Origin of the sequence: Haloferax denitrificans ATCC 35960 (genome assembly GCF_000337795.1) — an archaeon.
GTDB classification, from domain to species: domain Archaea; phylum Halobacteriota; class Halobacteria; order Halobacteriales; family Haloferacaceae; genus Haloferax; species Haloferax denitrificans.
Genome location: NZ_AOLP01000019.1, coordinates 218,261 through 236,261, shown reverse-complemented (window position 1 = coordinate 236,261; position 18,001 = coordinate 218,261). Strand labels below are relative to the sequence as shown.

At 66.5% G+C, this 18,001-nt stretch carries 18 protein-coding genes; 15 read left to right on the top strand and 3 right to left on the bottom strand.

The window, feature by feature from the left end; translation table 11 throughout:
- Nucleotides 1-22: 22 nt before the first annotated feature.
- A complete protein-coding gene (locus C438_RS17500) occupies nucleotides 23-1,177 on the bottom strand; it encodes a pyridoxal phosphate-dependent aminotransferase (protein ID WP_004971042.1) in 1,155 nt (384 codons plus the stop codon).
- A complete protein-coding gene (gene ribH, locus C438_RS17495; protein ID WP_004971041.1) occupies nucleotides 1,174-1,578 on the bottom strand; it encodes a 6,7-dimethyl-8-ribityllumazine synthase in 405 nt (134 codons plus the stop codon). The genes C438_RS17500 and ribH overlap by 4 nt, the downstream gene beginning before the upstream one ends.
- Before the next feature lie 107 nt (nucleotides 1,579-1,685).
- On the opposite strand from ribH, the gene C438_RS17490 reads away from it, so the two are divergent.
- The 14 genes from C438_RS17490 to C438_RS17425 all read left to right on the top strand — a co-directional run bounded on the left by C438_RS17490 (nucleotide 1,686) and on the right by C438_RS17425 (nucleotide 16,009).
- On the top strand, nucleotides 1,686-3,434 hold the full coding sequence (locus C438_RS17490) for a flippase activity-associated protein Agl23 (RefSeq protein WP_049918207.1): 1,749 nt from the start codon (nucleotides 1,686-1,688) through the stop codon (nucleotides 3,432-3,434).
- A gap of 168 nt (nucleotides 3,435-3,602) precedes the next feature.
- Nucleotides 3,603-4,751: a 5-(carboxyamino)imidazole ribonucleotide synthase gene (locus C438_RS17485; protein ID WP_004971039.1), complete on the top strand. Its 1,149-nt coding sequence runs from the start codon at nucleotides 3,603-3,605 to the stop codon at nucleotides 4,749-4,751.
- 31 nt (nucleotides 4,752-4,782) lie between these two features.
- Nucleotides 4,783-5,394, top strand: a complete 612-nt coding sequence (purE, locus tag C438_RS17480; RefSeq protein ID WP_004971038.1) for a 5-(carboxyamino)imidazole ribonucleotide mutase — start codon at nucleotides 4,783-4,785, stop codon at nucleotides 5,392-5,394.
- 199 nt (nucleotides 5,395-5,593) lie between these two features.
- Nucleotides 5,594-6,010, top strand: coding sequence for an NADH-quinone oxidoreductase subunit A (locus C438_RS17475; protein ID WP_004971037.1), 417 nt, complete (start codon nucleotides 5,594-5,596; stop codon nucleotides 6,008-6,010).
- Entirely contained in the window at nucleotides 6,007-6,708 is a 702-nt protein-coding gene (locus tag C438_RS17470) for an NADH-quinone oxidoreductase subunit B (RefSeq protein WP_004971036.1), read from the top strand. Before C438_RS17475 ends, C438_RS17470 begins: the two co-directional genes overlap by 4 nt.
- Nucleotides 6,705-8,381, top strand: a complete 1,677-nt coding sequence (locus C438_RS17465) for an NADH-quinone oxidoreductase subunit D (RefSeq protein ID WP_004971035.1) — start codon at nucleotides 6,705-6,707, stop codon at nucleotides 8,379-8,381. The genes C438_RS17470 and C438_RS17465 overlap by 4 nt, the downstream gene beginning before the upstream one ends.
- Nucleotides 8,381-9,430 (top strand): complex I subunit 1/NuoH family protein, encoded by a 1,050-nt coding sequence (locus tag C438_RS17460; protein WP_004971034.1) that lies wholly within the window; start codon nucleotides 8,381-8,383, stop codon nucleotides 9,428-9,430. Before C438_RS17465 ends, C438_RS17460 begins: the two co-directional genes overlap by 1 nt.
- Entirely contained in the window at nucleotides 9,427-9,888 is a 462-nt protein-coding gene (locus C438_RS17455; protein WP_004971033.1) for a NuoI/complex I 23 kDa subunit family protein, read from the top strand. The genes C438_RS17460 and C438_RS17455 overlap by 4 nt, the downstream gene beginning before the upstream one ends.
- 105 nt (nucleotides 9,889-9,993) lie before the next feature.
- Complete coding sequence (locus tag C438_RS17450; RefSeq protein ID WP_004971032.1) at nucleotides 9,994-10,254, top strand: NADH-quinone oxidoreductase subunit J; 261 nt, start codon at nucleotides 9,994-9,996, stop codon at nucleotides 10,252-10,254.
- On the top strand, nucleotides 10,251-10,619 hold the full coding sequence (locus tag C438_RS17445; RefSeq protein ID WP_004971031.1) for a hypothetical protein: 369 nt from the start codon (nucleotides 10,251-10,253) through the stop codon (nucleotides 10,617-10,619). Before C438_RS17450 ends, C438_RS17445 begins: the two co-directional genes overlap by 4 nt.
- On the top strand, nucleotides 10,619-10,921 hold the full coding sequence (gene nuoK, locus C438_RS17440; protein WP_004043958.1) for an NADH-quinone oxidoreductase subunit NuoK: 303 nt from the start codon (nucleotides 10,619-10,621) through the stop codon (nucleotides 10,919-10,921). Before C438_RS17445 ends, nuoK begins: the two co-directional genes overlap by 1 nt.
- A 4-nt stretch (nucleotides 10,922-10,925) precedes the next feature.
- Nucleotides 10,926-12,962 (top strand): NADH-quinone oxidoreductase subunit L, encoded by a 2,037-nt coding sequence (nuoL, locus tag C438_RS17435; RefSeq protein WP_004971030.1) that lies wholly within the window; start codon nucleotides 10,926-10,928, stop codon nucleotides 12,960-12,962.
- Complete coding sequence (locus C438_RS17430; protein WP_004971029.1) at nucleotides 12,959-14,488, top strand: complex I subunit 4 family protein; 1,530 nt, start codon at nucleotides 12,959-12,961, stop codon at nucleotides 14,486-14,488. Before nuoL ends, C438_RS17430 begins: the two co-directional genes overlap by 4 nt.
- Nucleotides 14,489-16,009: an NADH-quinone oxidoreductase subunit N gene (locus C438_RS17425; RefSeq protein ID WP_004971028.1), complete on the top strand. Its 1,521-nt coding sequence runs from the start codon at nucleotides 14,489-14,491 to the stop codon at nucleotides 16,007-16,009. It begins immediately after the preceding gene.
- Between the two features lie 49 nt (nucleotides 16,010-16,058).
- On the opposite strand, the gene C438_RS17420 is transcribed toward C438_RS17425, so the two are convergent.
- Entirely contained in the window at nucleotides 16,059-16,439 is a 381-nt protein-coding gene (locus C438_RS17420) for a DUF7522 family protein (RefSeq protein WP_004971027.1), read from the bottom strand.
- 89 nt (nucleotides 16,440-16,528) lie between these two features.
- Here C438_RS17420 and C438_RS17415 point away from each other — a divergent pair, with 89 nt between their 5' ends.
- Nucleotides 16,529-17,986, top strand: coding sequence for a DHH family phosphoesterase (locus C438_RS17415; RefSeq protein ID WP_004971026.1), 1,458 nt, complete (start codon nucleotides 16,529-16,531; stop codon nucleotides 17,984-17,986).
- Nucleotides 17,987-18,001 lie beyond the last annotated feature (15 nt).

The following is an 18,001-nucleotide window of genomic DNA, read 5'->3' as shown; positions in this document are numbered from 1 at the left end:
AAACCGGGTCGCCGCGGGGGGCTCAGATGTAGTCGTGCTCGGCGAGCCGCTCGACGGCCTCGCGGAGTCGCTCTTCGCTCGCGGCGTACGAGATGCGGGCGTAGCCCGGCGCGTTGAAGGCGCTCCCGGGGACGGTGGCGACCTTCGCGTCCTGAATCGCGCCCTCGCACCACGCTTGGTCGTCGTCGTCGACGGGGAGCATCATGTAGAACGCGCCCTTCGGGACGGCCACGTCGACGTCGTGTTCGGCGAGGAGGTCCACGAGCATGTCGCGGCGGGCCTCGAACGCCTGTCGCATCTCCTCGACGGAGTCGTCGGTGCGCTCCGAGAGCGCCTCGACGCCGGCGTGCTGGACGAAGTTCACGGCGCAGGAGACCGAATGCGAGTGGAGCTTGCCGGCCTGCGCGATGAGGTCCGACGGGGCGTGGAGGTAGCCGAGCCGCCAGCCGGTCATCGAGAACGCCTTCGAGAAGCCGTTGATGGTGATGGTGCGGTCTTCCATCCCGTCGAGGGAGCCGAGCGAGGTGTGCTCGAAGCCGTCGTAGACGATGCGCTCGTAAATCTCGTCGGAGATGACGGCGAAGTCGTGTTCGACCGCGAGGTCGCGGACGCCTTCGAGCGCCGCGTCGGAGAACACGCCGCCGGTCGGGTTCGACGGGGAGTTGACGACGAGGAGCTTCGTCTCGTCGGAGACCGTCTCGCCGAGTTCGTCGAGCGCGGGTTCGAGCTTGAAGTCGTGCTGTGCGAGGTCGACGCGGCTGAGCGTGCCGCCGGCGAGTTTGACCATCGCCTCGTAGGAGACCCACGCGGGGTCGAGGAGCACGACCTCGTCGCCGTCGTCGACGAGCGTCTGGAACGTCTCGAACAGCGCCTGCTTGCCGCCGGGCGTGACGATGACCTCGTCGGCCTCGGCGTCGACGCCGTTTCCGCGGAGCTTCGCCGCGATGGCTTCCTTGAGTTCCGGAATCCCGTTCGACGAGGTGTAGCTCGTGTGTCCCGCGTCGAGCGCGTCCTTCGCCGCCTGCGTGATGTTATCCGGGGTCGGGAAGTCCGGCGCGCCGACCGAGAGGTCGACCACGTCTTCGCCCTGCGCTTCCAGTTCGCTCGCGAGGTTCGAGATGGCGAGCGTCGCGCTCGGTTCGACGCGGCCGACTCGGTCGCTGAAATCGAAGTTCATGCCAACGCCTCCACCATATCGGTCGCGGCGTAAACCGCTTCCGCACCTTTGCTGACGCGTTCGCGCGCTTCAGCGCCGCTCATGCCGGGGCCGGAGACGCCGAACGCGACGGGCTTGTCGCGGTCCAGCGAGACCTCCGTCAGCGACTTCGCGGTCGCGTCGGCGATGACGCGGTCGTGGTCGGTGTCGCCGGTGACGATTGCGCCGACGACCGCGACGGCGTCGACGTCGTCGCGGCGGGCGAGTCGGTCGGCCGCGAGCGGCGAGTCGTACGCCCCGGGGACCTGAATCGTTTCGACGACCGTCGCGTCGCGCTCGGCGGCCGCGTCGCGGGCCGCCTCCTCCATCTGCTCCGTGACCGACGAGTTGAATCGGGCCACGACGAGTCCGAGAGAGACCATGGCCGACCCTTCCCGTCTCGGATAAAAGAACTACCGACACCGACCGAATTTGGCCCCGGCGACGACCAAGCACAAAAGTTGTATTGTCGGCGTCGCGATGGGTGGGCATGAGTACTGACAGTGGGGCCGAGACGGTCGCTCGGTCCCGTGCCCTCCTGGCGATTCTCAGTGTGGCGGCTCTCGCCCTCCTCGTCCGCCTCGTCGACCTCGGCGGCCGCATCTTCCACTGGGACGAAGGCCGCGTCGGCTACTGGATTCTGCGCTATCACGAGACCGGCGAGTTCTCCTACCGCCCCATCATCCACGGCCCGTTTCTCCCCGTCGTCAACGACTACCTCTTTGCGGTCCTGCCGGCGGCGGACTTCACGGCTCGGCTCCCGGTCGCCGTCGTCGGCGGCCTGCTCCCGCTTTCGGTCTGGCTGTTCCGCGAGCACCTCCGCCGCGACGAGATGGTCGCGCTCGCGCTCTTCCTCGCGGCGAACCCGCTTTTGGTCTACTACTCGCGGTTCATGCGCAACGACGTGCTCGTGGCCGCCTTCTCGTTCGCCGCGCTCGGCTTCGTCGTCCGCGCGTACGACACCGGCCGCCTCGCCTACCTCATCCCCGCCGGAGCTTCCTTCGCGGCCGGGGCGGCGACGAAAGAGAACTACGTCGTCTACCTCGCCTGCTTCCTCGGGGCGTCGTTCCTCGTCTTCGACCACCGACTGCTCGCCCGCACCTCGGCCGGCGAGTCCGCCCGCGACATCCTCTTTTCGGAACTACCGGCGAGCCTCCGCGACCGACTCCGCGCCCGCGGAGCCGGCAGTCTCGGCTACGGCGCGGTTCGATACGTCGCGGGCGTCCTCGGCGGCCTGCTCGCGTTCCTCGTCGTCTTCGTCTTCTTCTACGCGCCGCGGCCCGGCCTCTGGAACGCGCTCGGCGGCTCCGCCCCGATGCTCCCGGTGCTCGAAGCCGGGACCGTCGGCGCGGCCTCCGAGATGGTCGGTAGTTGGCTCGGCGGGAGCCACCAGTCTCACGAGTACCTCCCGTATCTGAAGGACTTCCTCGAGACGTTCGTCTACGGCGCGCCGGTGCTCATCGTCTTCGCGCTCGTCGGCGTCGTCGTGGACCGCTACGGCGTCGTCGCCGGTCGAATCCGGTGGCTCGTCGCCTTCGCGACCTACTGGGGCGTCGTGAGTATCTTCGGCTACCCGCTGGCGACTGACATCCAAGCGCCGTGGGTCGTCGTCCACGCGGTCGTCCCCCTCGCGATTCCCGCCGCGGTCGGCGCGGCGTTCGTCTTCCGCTCCGGCGCGCGGGCGCTCGACAGCAAAGACGCGGTCGGCGTCGGCCTCGCGGCGCTCGTCCTCGTCGCCTCGGTCGGCGGCGTCGCGGCCGCGAACGTCGACTACTGGAACGCCTCGACCGACGACGACAGCGAGGTGCTCCAGTGGGCCCAGCCCGAAAACGACCTCAAGGCCACCCTCGACGACGTGGCACGCGTGTCGGCCGCCAACGACGGAACCGACGTGCTCCTGTACGGCACACGTCCGCCGGACAGCGACGAGACCCACTTCTACGTCGCAAACGAGTCGGACCCCCTCGGCGGGCCGTCGTGGCACAGTCGCCTCCCGCTCCCGTGGTACTTCGAGGGCGCGGACGTCGAGCGCACCAGTAGCGCGCCCGACGCGAACGTCTCCGAGGTGACCGCCGACGCCCCGCCGGTCGTCGTCGCCTACGAGTGGGACCGCGCCGAACTCGAATCCGAACTCGACGGCTACGTCGCACGCCAGCACGCCTTCAAGCTCTGGAGCGAGGACGTGGTCGTGTTCATCGACGAGGACGCGCTCGACGCCACGAACGAGACGCGGGGCTGACGCCGGCCGAGCGTTCGGCCGCTCCGATTTTCCCCGCGTTCGACGGGGACGAGCGCCGCGAGCGCCCGGCGCGTTCGGCGTCGGTTCTGCCCTATTTTATCCACACTCATGCACATCTAGGCACCGAATGTGGCAACGTTTATGCACCGACGTACTGAATCCGCGACTGTGACCGTCACCGTACCCGGACCCACGCTCGGCGTCGTCGGTGGGGGCCAGCTCGGGCGCATGCTCGGCGAGGCCGCCGCACCGCTCGGCGTCGATATCGTCGTGCTCGACCCGACACCCGACTGCCCGGCGTCGGCCGTCGCCGACCAAATCGTCGGCGACTTCGACGACCCCGAGGCGATGGCGGAACTCGCCGCGCGGGCCGACGCGCTGACGTTCGAAATCGAACTCGCCGACCCCGACCTGCTCGACGAGCTGGCCGCCGAGGAGGGAATCGCGGTCCACCCCTCGCCCGACGCGCTCCGGACCATCGAGGACAAACTGGTCCAGAAGGACACCTTCGGCGAGGCGGGCATCCCGATTCCGCCGTTTCACCGCGTCGACGACGCGGCCGACCTCCGCGACGCGCTCGACGAGTTCGGCTCGGTCATGCTGAAAGCCCGGACCGGCGGCTACGACGGCCGCGGGAACGTCCCCGTCACCGACCCCGACGAGGCCGAGGCCGCCATCGAGGAGGTCGGCGGCCCGGCGATGGCCGAGGCGTTCGTCGACTTCGAGCGCGAACTGTCGGTCATCGGCGTCCGCGGCGAAGGCGAGATTCGGACGTTCCCCGTGGGCGAGAACGTCCACGAGGAGGAGATTCTCCGCGAGACCGTCGTCCCGGCGCGGACGACCGACGAGGTGCGCGAGGAGGCCGACCGCGTCGCCCGCGAGGTGCTGTCGCACCTGCCCGGTCGCGGCGTCTTCGGCATCGAGCTGTTCGAGACCGCCGCGGGCGACGTGCTCGTCAACGAGGTCGCCCCGCGCCCGCACAACTCCGGCCACTGGACCATCGAGGGCGCGCTCGCCTCGCAGTTCGAACAGCACGTCCGCGCCGTCCTCGGGTGGCCCCTCGGCGCGACGACCCGCCGGTCGCCCACCGTGATGGCGAACGTCCTCGGCACGGTCGACGAGAGCCAGCCGGCGCGACTCGGCGGTCTCGACGACGCCCTCGCCGAATCCGGCGTCTCACTGCACTGGTACGGCAAAGACGAGGTTCGGCCTCTGCGAAAGATGGGCCACCTCACCGCCGTCGGCGACGACGACGCCGACCTCGAAACGCTTCTCGCACGCGCACGCGAGCTCCGCGACGGACTGCACTTCGACTGACCGACGACCGACCGCGACACCACTTGGACCTATGACGACAGAACGGGACCTCATCGACGAACTGCACGCACAGGCCGACGCCGACCGCGACCCCGAGACGACGCCCGACGTGGGCATCATCATGGGGTCGGACTCCGACCTCGACGTGATGTCCGGCGCGCACGAGGCGCTGGACACGCTCGGCTTCGGCGAGCAGACCGACTTCGACGCGCCGCCCGAAGAGCGCTTTTCCTACGAGACGTACGTCGTCTCCGCGCACCGGACGCCGGACCTGATGTACGCCTACGGCGACACCGCGCGCGACCGCGGCGTCGAGGTCATCATCGCCGGCGCGGGCGGCAAGTCCGCGGACCTGCCGAACATGACCGCCTCCATCGCGTACCCGATTCCCGTCGTCGGCGTCCCCGTCCAGGAGAAGTCGGTCGACTCAGTCATCGGGATGCCGACGGGCGCGCCCATCGTCGCGGTCGACGCCGGTAAGTCGTTCAACGCGGCGCTGTCGGCGGTACAGGCGCTCTCTCGCGGCTACCCCGAACTCGAAGACCGACTCGTCGACTACCACGAGGACCTCGTTTCCGACGTGGCCGAGACCTCGGCCGCGCTCCACGACCTCGGGGTCGCCGGCTTCCGCGAGTCGCGGTAGCGGGGCGCGTCTCGCCACCCGTCGCCGCCCGGCCGTTTTTCCGTCAGCGGGGGTCGCTACCGGCGTCGAAACCCCGCCCGCACGGGGTTCCGGGCGTCTCTCGCGTATTTTCCAAATAGAAGCTCTCTCGCGCCCGAAACACACAAATCAATGTTTATAGGGGAGCGCTTCTAACCGCCGCACGTCAGGGAGACACGGCATGAGTGATTGGATTGCAATCGGTGCGATGGGTTTGGTCGGTGTCGGCTTACCGCTCGCGATGATGGCGGTGTCGGCGCTGCTTCGCCCAAGCGTACCGGAACAAGGAAAGAGTGCCACGTACGAGAGTGGTGAGGTGCCGACAGGCACGGCGCGCGTCCAGTTTAACATTCAGTACTACATGGTCGCGCTGCTGTTCCTCGTGTTCGACATCGAGACCGTCCTGATTTTTCCGTGGACGGTCATTTACCGCTCCGCCCTCGAACAGGGCGCGTCGCTGGCGACGATTCTGACGCCGATGCTCGTTTTCATCGGCGTCCTCGTCATCGGCCTCGTCTGGGCGTGGCGCAACGGCGCAGTCAAGTGGGTCAAAAGCCCGCAGGCAAGTCGTCGTAAGACAGAGAGACAAGATGCATGAGTAGCGAACAGAAGCCATTCGTCACGGACGATACACAGGTACAGACCGAGACCCGCGACGCCCGCATGGCGGGGGCTGACGACCGGTTCAACTCGAAGCTTCGGGAGGCGTTCGGCTCGTCACCGTTCATCCTCACGAAGTTCGACAAGTTCATGAACTGGGTCCGCGGCTCCTCGATGTTCATGTTGCAGTTCGGTATCGCCTGCTGCAGCATCGAGATGATGCACACCTACGCGATCAAGCACGACTTGGACCGGTTCGCGGCGGGTGTGCCGCGCGCGTCGCCGCGACAGGCAGACGTGATTATCGTGCCGGGGACGATCGTCTCGAAGTTCGCCCCGCGCATGAAGCGCGTCTACGACCAGATGCCCGAACCGAAGTTCGTCGTCGGCATGGGGTCGTGTACGATTTCCGGCGGCCCGTTCCAGGAGGGCTACAACGTCATCAAGGGCGCAGAAGAGGTCATCCCGGTGGACATCCACATCCCCGGCTGTCCGCCGCGCCCGGAGGCGCTCATCTACGGCATCGCGAAGCTCCAAGAGCGCATCGCGAACGGCGAGTCCAGCCCGGTGACGGTCAAGCCGTACGAACTCGAGCAGTTCGGCGACCTCGAATCCGACGAAATCGTCGACAAACTCGCCGCGCAGATCGACGAAGACGACCTCGTCATGCGGTACAACTGGGCTGATTCGCCATGAGCCTCGAAGAACAACAGTCCGACGAGCCCGCGGAACTCGAATCGGGCGTCAGCCGCGGCGACGAACTCGCCGACCTGCTCGGCGACCTCGTCGTCGGCCGCGAAGAGCACATGAACGCGCCCGGCCTCGTCATCCGTCCCGACGAGGTCCAAGACGCGCTGTTCAAGCTCCGCGACGAGGCCGGCTTCGACCACCTCTCGTGTGTGACCGCACAGGAGTACGAGGACCGCTACGAGTCCATCTACCACCTGACGAAGTTCGACGACCGGACCGACGAGGTCTCGGTCGTCGTGCCCACGTCGAAGGACAACCCGGTCAGTCAGTCCGCCGAGCCGGTGTTCCGGACGGCCGACTGGCACGAACGGGAGGCGTACGACCTCGTCGGCATCCAGTACGAAGACCACCCGGACCTGCGTCGCATCCTCCTGCCCGACACGTGGCAGGGTCACCCGCTCGGACTCGACTACGACCAGGACCGCCCGCAGATAGCGACGCTCCGCGAGCACGCCAACCCGCTGGAGGAGGACCACCGCGCCGCGGGGGACAGCAACACGATGTACATCAACATCGGTCCCCACCACCCGGCGACCCACGGCGTGCTGCACGTCGAGACCGTCGTCGACGGTGAGCAGGTCGTCGACCTCGACGCCGACATCGGCTACCTCCACCGCTGTGAAGAGCAGATGTGCCAGCAGGGGACCTACCGGCACCAGATTATGCCGTACCCCGACCGCTGGGACTACATCTCGGCCGGCCTCCTGAACGAGTGGGCCTACGCCCGCACCGCGGAGGACCTCGCGGACATCGACGTCCCCGAGTACGCCCAGATTATCCGCACGATGGGCGCGGAACTGTGCCGCATCGCGTCGCACATGATCGCGCTCGGCACGTTCGCGCTGGACGTGTACGGCGACTTCACGGCCATCTTCATGTACGCCATGCGGGACCGCGAAATCGTCCAGAACATCCTCGAAGACCTCACGGGTCAGCGCATGATGTTCAACTACTTCCGGCTCGGCGGGGTCGTCTGGGACCTCCCCGAACCCCGCGAGGAGTTCTTCGAGAAGGTTCGTGACTTCCTCGACGGGCTTCCGCAGGCGCTCGAGGAGTACCACGACATGATTACCTCGAACGAGATTCTGCAGGCCCGCACGGTCGGCACGGGGGTCCTGCCGCCGGAAGTCGCAAAGAGCTACGGCGCGACCGGCCCGGTCGCCCGCGGCTCCGGCATCGACTACGACCTCCGGCGCGACGACTCCTACGGCTACTACGACGAACTCGACTGGGACGTCGTCGTCGAGGACGGCTGTGACAACTTCTCGCGCCTGCTCGTGCGTATGCGCGAAGTCGAGGAGTCGGCCAAGATCATCCAGCAGTGTGTCGACCTCCTCGAAGACTGGCCCGAAGACGAGCGGAACATCCAGGCCAACGTTCCGCGCACCCTCAAGCCCGAGGAGGACACGGAAATCTACCGCGCCGTCGAAGGCGCGAAGGGCGAACTCGGCATCTACATCCGCGCCGACGGCACCGACAAGCCGGCCCGCTTCAAGATTCGAAGCCCGTGTTTCTCGAACCTACAGACGCTCCCCGAGATGTCCGAGGGTGAGTACATCCCGGACATGATTGCCTCGCTCGGCAGTCTCGACATCGTCCTCGGAGAGGTGGACCGGTAATGAGTCTGCAGGCAGTTCTTCCGGACACGATCAGCGGCCTCCTCGGTCTCGAAGGCGTCCTCGGTGACGTCGTCGGCGGACTCGTCGGCGCGTTCCTCGTCGCCAACATCATGCTCATCATGACGGCGTTCGCCGGACCGTGGGCCAAGCGGAAGATTACGGCCGCCTTCGGTGACCGCATCGCGGTCAACCGAATCGGTCCGTTCGGCCTCCTGACCATCGTCACGGACGCGGTCCGACTGCTGTCGAAGGAACTCATCGTTCCCGAGGGCGTCGACCGTCCCGCGTGGGACCTCGCGCCGATGGTCATCCCCTTCTCCGCACTGCTCGGGTTCGCCGTCATCCCGATGGGGAACGGCATCCAGCTCGCCGACCCCGAGACCGGCCTCGCGTTCGCCTTCGCCGCGGCGTCTATCGCCTCGCTGGGCATCGTCATGACCGGCTACGCATCGAATAACAAGTTCTCGCTTATCGGCGCGCTCCGCGCCGTCGCGGCCAACATCGCCTACGAGATTCCGCTCGTCATCACGGCGGCCTCGGTCGTCATCTTCGCCGGCTCGCTCCGGATGAGCGAAATCGTCGCCGTGCAGGCCGAACCACTGCTTTCGGTCGCGGGCGTGACGATTCCGACGTGGTTCGCGTTCGTCAACCCCTTCGCGTTCGCGCTGTTCGTCATCGCGAACCTCGCGGAGGTCGGCCGCAACCCGTTCGACATCCCCGAAGCGCCGACCGAAATCGTCGCCGGGTATCAGACCGAGTACTCCTCGGTCTACTTCGTGCTCATCTACCTCGGTGAGTTCATCCACATCTTCCTCGGCGGCGCTATCGCGGCGACCCTGTTCCTCGGCGGTCCGGCGGGCCCGGTCCTGCCCGGGTTCGTCTGGTTCACCATCAAAATCTGGGCGTTCTTCCTGTTCACCCAGTGGGCGCGCTCTGCGGTGCCGCGCCTTCGCGTCGATCAGTTCCTCGAAATCGGTTGGAAGGGGATGCTCGTGCTCTCCTTCGCCAACCTGGTTCTCACGGCCATCATCGTGGGGGTGATTGCATGATCGGAATTCTGAAAGGCATGGCAGTGACGCTGAAGCACGCGCTCGACGGGCAGACGTTCACGGTCGAGTACCCCGAGACCGCGCCCGAAGTGAGCCCGCGTTTCCGCGGCGTCCACAAGTTCAGCCAAGAGCGGTGTATCTGGTGTCGCCAGTGTGAGAACGTCTGTCCGAACGACACGATTCAGATCGTTCAGGACGACAAGCGCAACGGCGAGCAGTACAACCTCCACATCGGCCAGTGTATCTACTGCCGGCTGTGCGAGGAGGTCTGTCCCGTCGACGCCATCCTGCTCACGCAGAACTTCGAGTTCACGGCGGACACGAAAAACGACTTCGTCTACAACAAAGAACAGCTCAAGAACGTCCCGTGGTACAAGGATATCGACCCGCTCAACTCCCGCAACCCCGACCGCAACGCGTGGGTCGGCGAGGGCGAAGGAGAGGTCGACTACCAGTAACATGACCGCGAGTGAATCGTTCGAGTCCCGTCAGCCCGCGTCCGCTACCGGACGCTGAGGACGTTCTCGAAATGTTCAAAGGGATATCTCAAGGAGACACACACAATGGTTTATGAAACCATCGCGTTCGCGCTGTTCGCCCTCATCACCGTGGGCTGCAGCCTGGGCGTCGTCCTCGTGCGGGACATCTGGCATTCCGCACTCCTGCTCGGGGGCGCGCTCTTGAGCGTCGCGGTGCATTACGTGATGTTGCAGGCGGAGTTCCTCGCCGCCATGCAGGTCCTCGTCTACGTCGGCGGGGTTCTGATTCTCATCACGTTCGCCGTGATGCTGACGCGTATCAATCCGGAGGTGAGTAGTACATGACCACGAAACCACAGCTGAAACTCGGTTCGCACCTCGTGCCCGGACTCGCCGCCGTCGCGCTGTTCGTCGTGATGGCGGTCGTGTTCCTCGGTGCGTCGTTCCCGGACCCACAGGGGTTCGCAGAGGGAGCAAACATCACCGCGAGCATCGGCTATTCGATGTTCAACCTCGGGTTCGGAAGCGTCGACGGCGAGAGCATGCTGGTCGCGTTCGAAATCATCGACCTCGTGCTCGTCGCCGCGCTCGCCGGCGCGGTGCTCCTCGCTCGCCGCGAGGACACCGCGGGGCAGATGCGGACCATCCTGACCGACGGCGGTCGGGAACTCAAGCAGACGCTGTTCGACGACGGGGAGGGCGACAACTGATGGTGCCCGCGCAGTATTACCTCGTCCTGTCGGCCGCCGTGTTCTGCATCGGCATCTTCGGCCTCTTGACCCGTCGGAACGCGCTGTTGTTCCTGATGTCGGTCGAACTGATGCTGAACGCCGCGAACATCAACCTCGTCGCGTTCTCCTACTACTGGGGCAACGTGACGGGCCAGACGTTCGGGCTGTTCACGATGGCGCTCGCCGCCGCCGAGGTGGCGGTCGGTATCGGCATCATCCTCGTACTGTACCGCAACTTCGACGGCGTGGACGTGACCAACGCGACCACGATGAGGTGGTAACATTATGGCAGGTATCTTAGACTTCGCTCCGGCCATCGTCCTCCTCCCGTTCCTCTCGTTCCTGATCGCGCTCGGGGCGGGACGGTACATGCCGAAGGGAGGCGCGCTGGCGGGCATCGGCGCGACGGCAGGCTCGTTCGTCCTGTCTATCGCGACGTTCTTCGCCGTCAGCGGCGGACAGACCTACAACCAACACATCTACACGTGGGCGACCGGCGCCGGCGACGCGGTCTCGCTCGACTTCGGCCTGCTCATCGACCCGCTTTCGTCGATGATGCTCGTCATCGTGACGCTCGTCGCCGTCCTCGTCCACATCTTCAGCCTCGGCTACATGAACGACGAGGGCGAGACGGGCCTCCCGCGCTACTACGCCGGACTCGGCCTGTTCACCGCGTCGATGCTGGCGTTCGTCGTGTCCAGCAACCTCCTCATGGCGTTCATGTTCTTCGAGCTGGTGGGGCTGTGTTCCTACCTGCTCATCGGCTTCTGGTTCCGCCAGCAAGGCCCGCCGAGCGCCGCGAAGAAGGCGTTCCTCGTCACCCGCTTCGGTGACTACTTCTTCCTCATCGGCGTCGTCGCGGTGTTCGCGACGTTCGGCTCGGCGGCGTTCGCCGGCCCCGAGGCGTTCCCGGTTCTCGCCGAGGAGGCGCTCCACGGCGAGCACGCGGTCAACACGTTCCTCGGCATGGGCGAACAGGCGTGGTTCACCGTCGTCGGCCTCCTCGTTCTCGGGGGCGTCGTCGGCAAGTCCGCGCAGTTCCCCCTGCACACGTGGCTTCCGGACGCGATGGAAGGTCCGACCCCCGTCTCCGCGCTCATTCACGCGGCGACGATGGTCGCGGCCGGCGTCTACCTCGTCGCCCGGATGTACGGCTTCTACGCGCTGACCCCGACGACGCTCGGTATCATCGCGCTCGTGGGGGGCTTCACGGCCCTCTTCGCCGCGACGATGGGCGTCGTCAAGAAGGAAATCAAGCAGGTGCTCGCGTACTCGACCATCAGCCAGTACGGCTACATGATGCTCGGGCTCGGCGTCGGCGGCTACGTCGCCTCGACGTTCCACCTGCTCACCCACGCCTTCTTCAAGGCGCTTCTGTTCCTCGGTGCCGGTGCGGTCATCATCGCGATGCACCACAACGAGAACATGTGGGACATGGGCGGCCTCAAAGAGAAGATGCCCGTGACGTACTACGCGTTCCTCTCGGGCTCGCTCGCCCTCGCCGGCATCGTCCCGTTCGCCGGCTTCTGGTCGAAAGACGAGATTCTCTACGAGGCGCTCAACCACGGCCTCGGGACCGACGGCGGTCTCGGAACCGTCTTCCTCATCGCGTACGCGATGGGGCTCATCGCCGTGTTCTTCACCGGGTTCTACACCTTCCGGATGGTGTTTCTCACGTTCCACGGCGAACCGCGTAGCGAGACCGCGCGCGACCCGCACGGCTTCGGCTGGAACGTCAAGTTCCCGCTGGCCGTCCTCGGCGTGCTCGCGGCCGTCACCGGCCTCGTCAACATGGCCCCGGTGGAGGACCTCACGGGGATTCACCTCACGTTCCTCCACGACTGGCTCGACGGCGGCATCTCGTCGCTGACCGCGCACCACTACCTCGAAGTGCTCGAAAGCGGCGTCGGCGCGGGGCTCCACCCGGCCGGCATCGGCTCCATCGCGCCCGGGCTGGTCTCGCTCGCCCTCGCCCTCGCGGGCGCTGGGCTCGCCTACCGCCTGTACAACGTCCCCGAGCCCGTCGAACACACGGACAAGCTCGGGAGCATCAAGACCGTCCTGTACAACAACTACTACCAGGACGAGTACCAGGTCTGGATCGCGACCGGCGTCGTTCAGCCCATCTCGCGCGCCCTCGATAAGTTCGACCAGGGCATCGTCGACGGCGTCGTCAACGGCGTCTCCAGCGTGAGTCTGTTCGCTGGCGGTCGCGTCAAGCGCATTCAGACCGGCGTGGTGAGCAACTACGCGGCGCTCCTCACGCTCGGTCTGACCGCGCTCCTTCTCGGTCTGGGTCTGCTCGGAGGTTGGTTCGCATGATAATCGAAGCGCTCATCGCAGTCACGTTCCTCGCCGCGCTGGTCACCTTCGTCCTGCCGGACCGGTACGCCGGCAAGGCGGCCTTCGCGCTGAGTCTGGCTCCCGTCGTCGGGAGCCTCTACATGTGGCAACAGTACGACGCGAGCGGGAACGCCCTTCTCGGCGGGAACATCGCGTTCGAGACAGACGTCGTCTGGCTGCAGCTCGGCCAGTACGACATCCACTGGATGGTCGGTGTCGACGGCATCAGCATGCCGCTTGTCGTCCTCACGACCATCCTCACCACGCTGGCTATCGTCAGCGCGTGGACGCCCATCTCGGAGCGTCAGTCCCAGTTCTTCGGACTGATGCTCCTGATGGAGGCGAACCTGCTCGGCGTCTTCACGGCGCTCGACTTCTTCGTCTGGTTCATCTTCTGGGAGGCCGTCCTGCTCCCGATGTACTTCCTCATCGGCGTCTGGGGCGGTCCCCGCCGCAAGTACGCGGCGATCAAGTTCTTCGTCTACACGAACATCGCGTCGCTCGTGATGTTCATCGGGTTCGTCTCGCTCGTGTTCGGCCTCGGCGACTCCATCACGTCGCTCCGCCTGCCGGAAATCGCACAGGCGTTGCAGGCCGGTCAACTCGGGAGCTTCGCGGGACTGTCGGCCGGCGCGCTCGCGTCGGTCGCGTTCATCGCGATGTTCATCGGGTTCGCGGTCAAGGTCCCGGTCGCCCCGCTTCACACGTGGCTTCCGGACGCACACGTCGAGGCCCCCACGCCGGTGTCGGTCATGCTGGCCGGGGTCCTCCTGAAGATGGGTACCTACGCCCTGCTCCGGTTCAACTTCACGATGCTCCCGGAGACGGCGCGCGCCTTCGCGCTCCCCATCGCCCTGCTCGCCGTCGCGAGCGTCATCTACGGCGCGCTTCTCGCGCTGGCACAGCAGGACCTCAAGCGCATCGTCGCGTACTCCTCCGTCTCGTCGATGGGGTACGTCATCCTCGGTCTCATCGCCTACACCACCTACGGCGTCGGCGGTGCGACCTTCCAGATGGTCGCTCACGGCCTCATCTCCGGTCTGATGTTCATGGCCGTCGGCGTCATCTACAACACGACGCACACGCGCATGGTCGGCGACATGTCCGGCATCGCCGACCGGATGCCCGTCACGGCGGGCATCTTCGTCGCCGGCGCGTTCGGCTACATGGGCCTGCCGCTCATGGCCGGCTTCGCGGCCGAGTTCTTCATCTTCAAGGGCGCGTTCGAGTCCACGGTGATGGAGGCCATGCCGCTTTTCACCGGCGCCGCGATGTTCGGTATCGTCATCGTCGCCGGCTACCTGCTGTTTGCGATGCAGCGGACGCTGTTCGGACCCTTCCGGTTCGACGGCGACTACGACATCACTGAGGCGCCGTTCCACGACGTCGCACCCCTCGCGGTGCTGTTGCTTCTCACCATCGTGCTCGGTGTCTCTCCGGACATCTTCTTCACGATGATTCAAGACGCGGTTACCCCGATTCTCGAACTGGGAGGTGCGTTCTAGATGACGCCGCTCCAATCGACCCCTGAGTGGGTTGCGACGGCTCCGGCCATCGTGCTCGCGCTGACGGGTCTCGCGCTGCTGCTCATCGACACCATCGACCCGGATTCCACGAACAACGGCCTCTTGGCCGGCACGGCGACGCTCGGTGCGCTCGCCGCGGGCGGCATCGCCGGCTGGTTCCTCATCGGCGGAACCGGCATGGAGTCCACCGGCGGCGCGATATCGCTGTACGGCGACGCGCTCGTCGTCGACGGGATGAGCCTGTTCTTCACGCTCATCTTCACCAGCGTCGCCGCGATGGTTTCCGTCGCCTCGTACGACTACCTCGCGGACCAGCGGTACCAAGGCGAGTTCTACGCCCTCGTGCTGTTCGCCGCGACCGGCATGACGCTCATGGGGATGTCGAACTCGCTGGCGACCGTCTTCGTCAGCCTCGAACTGGCGTCCCTGCCCTCGTACGCGCTCGTCGCGTTCCTCAAGGAGGACCGCGGGAGCATCGAGGCGGGTCTGAAGTACTTCCTCATCGGCGCGCTGTCGTCGGCGGTGTTCGCGTTCGGTATCAGCCTCGTGTTCGCCGTCACCGGCTCGCTGGTGCTCCCGGAAATCGCCGCGTCGCTCGCGGAGGGCACCGAACTCGTCGGCGTCCTCGGCCTCGGCGTGCTGATGATCGCCGGCGGCTTCGCGTTCAAGACCGCCTCCGTCCCGTTCCACTTCTGGGCGCCGGAGGCCTACGAGGGCGCGCCCGCGCCGGTGAGCGCGTTCCTCTCGTCGGCGTCGAAGGCGGCCGGCTTCGTCGTCGCCTTCCGCGTCTTCACGGTCGCGTTCCCCCTCGGAACCGTCACGTCGATCGGCGGCGGGAGCGTCGACTGGTCGCTGTTGTTCGCGTTGCTCGCCGTCGTCACGATGACGCTCGGTAACTTCGCGGCGGCGACCCAACAGAACGTAAAGCGCATGCTGGCGTACTCCTCTATCGGACACGCCGGCTACGCGCTCATCGGTCTCGCGGCCATCACCGTCGACGGCGGTGCCGCGAACGGCGACGTGCTCGGCGCGAGCATGGCGCACCTGTTCGTCTACGGCTTCATGAACACGGGCGCGTTCCTGTTCATCGCCATGGTCGAAAAGTGGGGCCTCGGCCGCACGTTCGAGGACTACAACGGCATCGCGTCGAAGGCACCCATCGCCGCGGCGGCGATGACCGTCTTCATGTTCTCGCTCGCGGGCCTGCCGCCGTTCGGCGGCTTCTTCTCGAAGTACGCGCTGTTCTTCTCGGCCATCGAATCCGGCTTCTGGTGGCTCGCCGCGGTCGGCGCGGTCAACAGCGCGCTGTCGCTGTTCTACTACAGCCGCGTCGTGAAAGCGATGTGGATAGAAGAGCCGTCGGCGAACCTCGAAATCGGCAGTCAGCCGGTCGGGATGTACGTGGCAATCGTCTTCGCCGCGGTCGGGACGGTCCTGCTCCTGCCCGGCTCTCAGCCCGTCATCGAGACGGCCCAGACCGTCGCCGCGGCGCTCTTCTGAGCGTTCCGGCGAATTCCGGTTCCGGTTCCGGTTCCGGTTCGGTTTTCTTTTATTCGCGCAGTAACTCGCCGAGCGCCGACGCCAACTCCTCGGAGCGCCTGAGCGTCAGGCCGTCGGTCGTGACGAACACGCCCCTGTCGTCGGCGGTCACCCGCGTCAGATAGCCGTGGTCGAACGCGCGGACGGTGTAGCGGTAGTCGCCGAGCTCGGAGCCGCGGTAGGCGGTCCGCGCCTGAAACCCGTCGGTCTCGTGTTCGACGAACCCGGTGAGGTCGGCGTCGGCTTCGAGGTCGCTCCGGAGGTATATCTGCTCACAGCGGTCGTGGGTGAAGTACGTCGCGCTCCTGAGGTCGTCGCCGACGACGGTCCGACAGGTTCGGACGAACGACTCGGCTCGCGACTCGGGGAGCAGTTGCGTCTCGAGTTCCATCGTACATGTGTCATGGTATGACATGACATAATATCATCGCCGGGTAGGAGGACGGTAGGGTTTTGCGGCCGGAGTTCGACCGTCCGTGTATGGTACGTCGCCTGGTTCTCGGCTGTGGGTCACTCGGTGGGGACCTCGTCGAGCAACTCGCCGGCCGCGGCGGGACGGTGACGGTCGTCACCGACCGGAAGGGGCGCGCCGAGGACCTCCGCTCGGACGGCATCGACGCGAGAGAGGGCGACCCCGCCGACCCGTCGACCTATCCCGACGGGGTCGACCTCGTCATCGTCGGCGGACAGTCCCCACGGTTGAACCTCGACGCGGCGCGCGCGGCCAGCGAACACTGCCCGGACGCGCCGCTTGTCGTCTACCTCGGCGACGACGCCGAGCCGTCGGTCCGCGACGAGGTTTACGCCCTCGCCGACGAGGTCATCGACCCGCAGGAAGTGGTCACAGACCGCATCCTCGACGCCGTCGGCACGTCGCACACGGAGCGGTTGAACCGCCTGATGCGGGTGCTCCGAAACGTCGACGGCAGACTCGCGGTCGTGATGCACGACAACCCGGACCCCGACGCCATCGCCGCGGCGCTGGCGCTACAAGCCATCGCCGAACGCGCGGGCGTCGAGGCCGACGCGTGTTACTTCGGCGATATCTCTCATCAGGAGAACCGCGCGCTCGTCAACCTCCTCGAGTTGGACCTCCGCGTCCTCGACGAGGTGCCCTCGGACGACGAGTACGCCGGCTTCGCGCTCGTCGACCACTCCCGGCCGGGCGTCAACGACCGCCTCCCGCCGGAGACGACAATCGACATCGTCATCGACCACCACCCGCCGCGCGCGCCGGTCGAGGCGGCGTACGTTGACCTCAGACGCGGCGTCGGCGCGACGAGCACGCTTCTCGCGGAGTACCTCGACCGGCTCGGCATCGTCCCCGACACGACGGTCGCGACGGCGCTGTTGTTCGGGATTCAGGTCGACACCAACGACTTCACGCGGGAGGTCTCGACGGCCGACTTCGAGGCCGCCGCCTTCCTCATCCCCCACGTCGACATGGCCCTGCTCGAACGGGTCGAGACGCCGAGTCTGACCTCGGAGACGATGGAGACGCTCGCCCGCGCCATCTCGAACCGCGACGTTCGGGGCAACGTTCTCACGACGAACGTCGGCGACATCCGCGAGCGGGACGCCCTCGCGCAGGCCGCCGACCACCTCCTCGGGATGGAGGGCGTCGAGGTGACGGTCGTCTACGGCCTGATGGACGGGACGGTCTACGTCTCCGGTCGCGCCCGCGGAGCGCGGGTCGACCTCGGCGAGGCGTTTCGAGACGCCCTCGGCACCATCGGGAGCGCCGGCGGCCACGCCGACATGGCGGGCGCACAGATTCCGTTAGGCATTCTCGACGACGTGGGCGACGACTCTCGGGAGTCGCTCGCGACTATCGTCACGGACATCGTCGCCGGGCGGATGTTCGAGACGCTGGAGCACGCGACGCCGACGCCGAGTCTGGATACCGACGTCGCCTTCGAGTACCCGATCGATGAGTAAGCGCCCACACGTTTT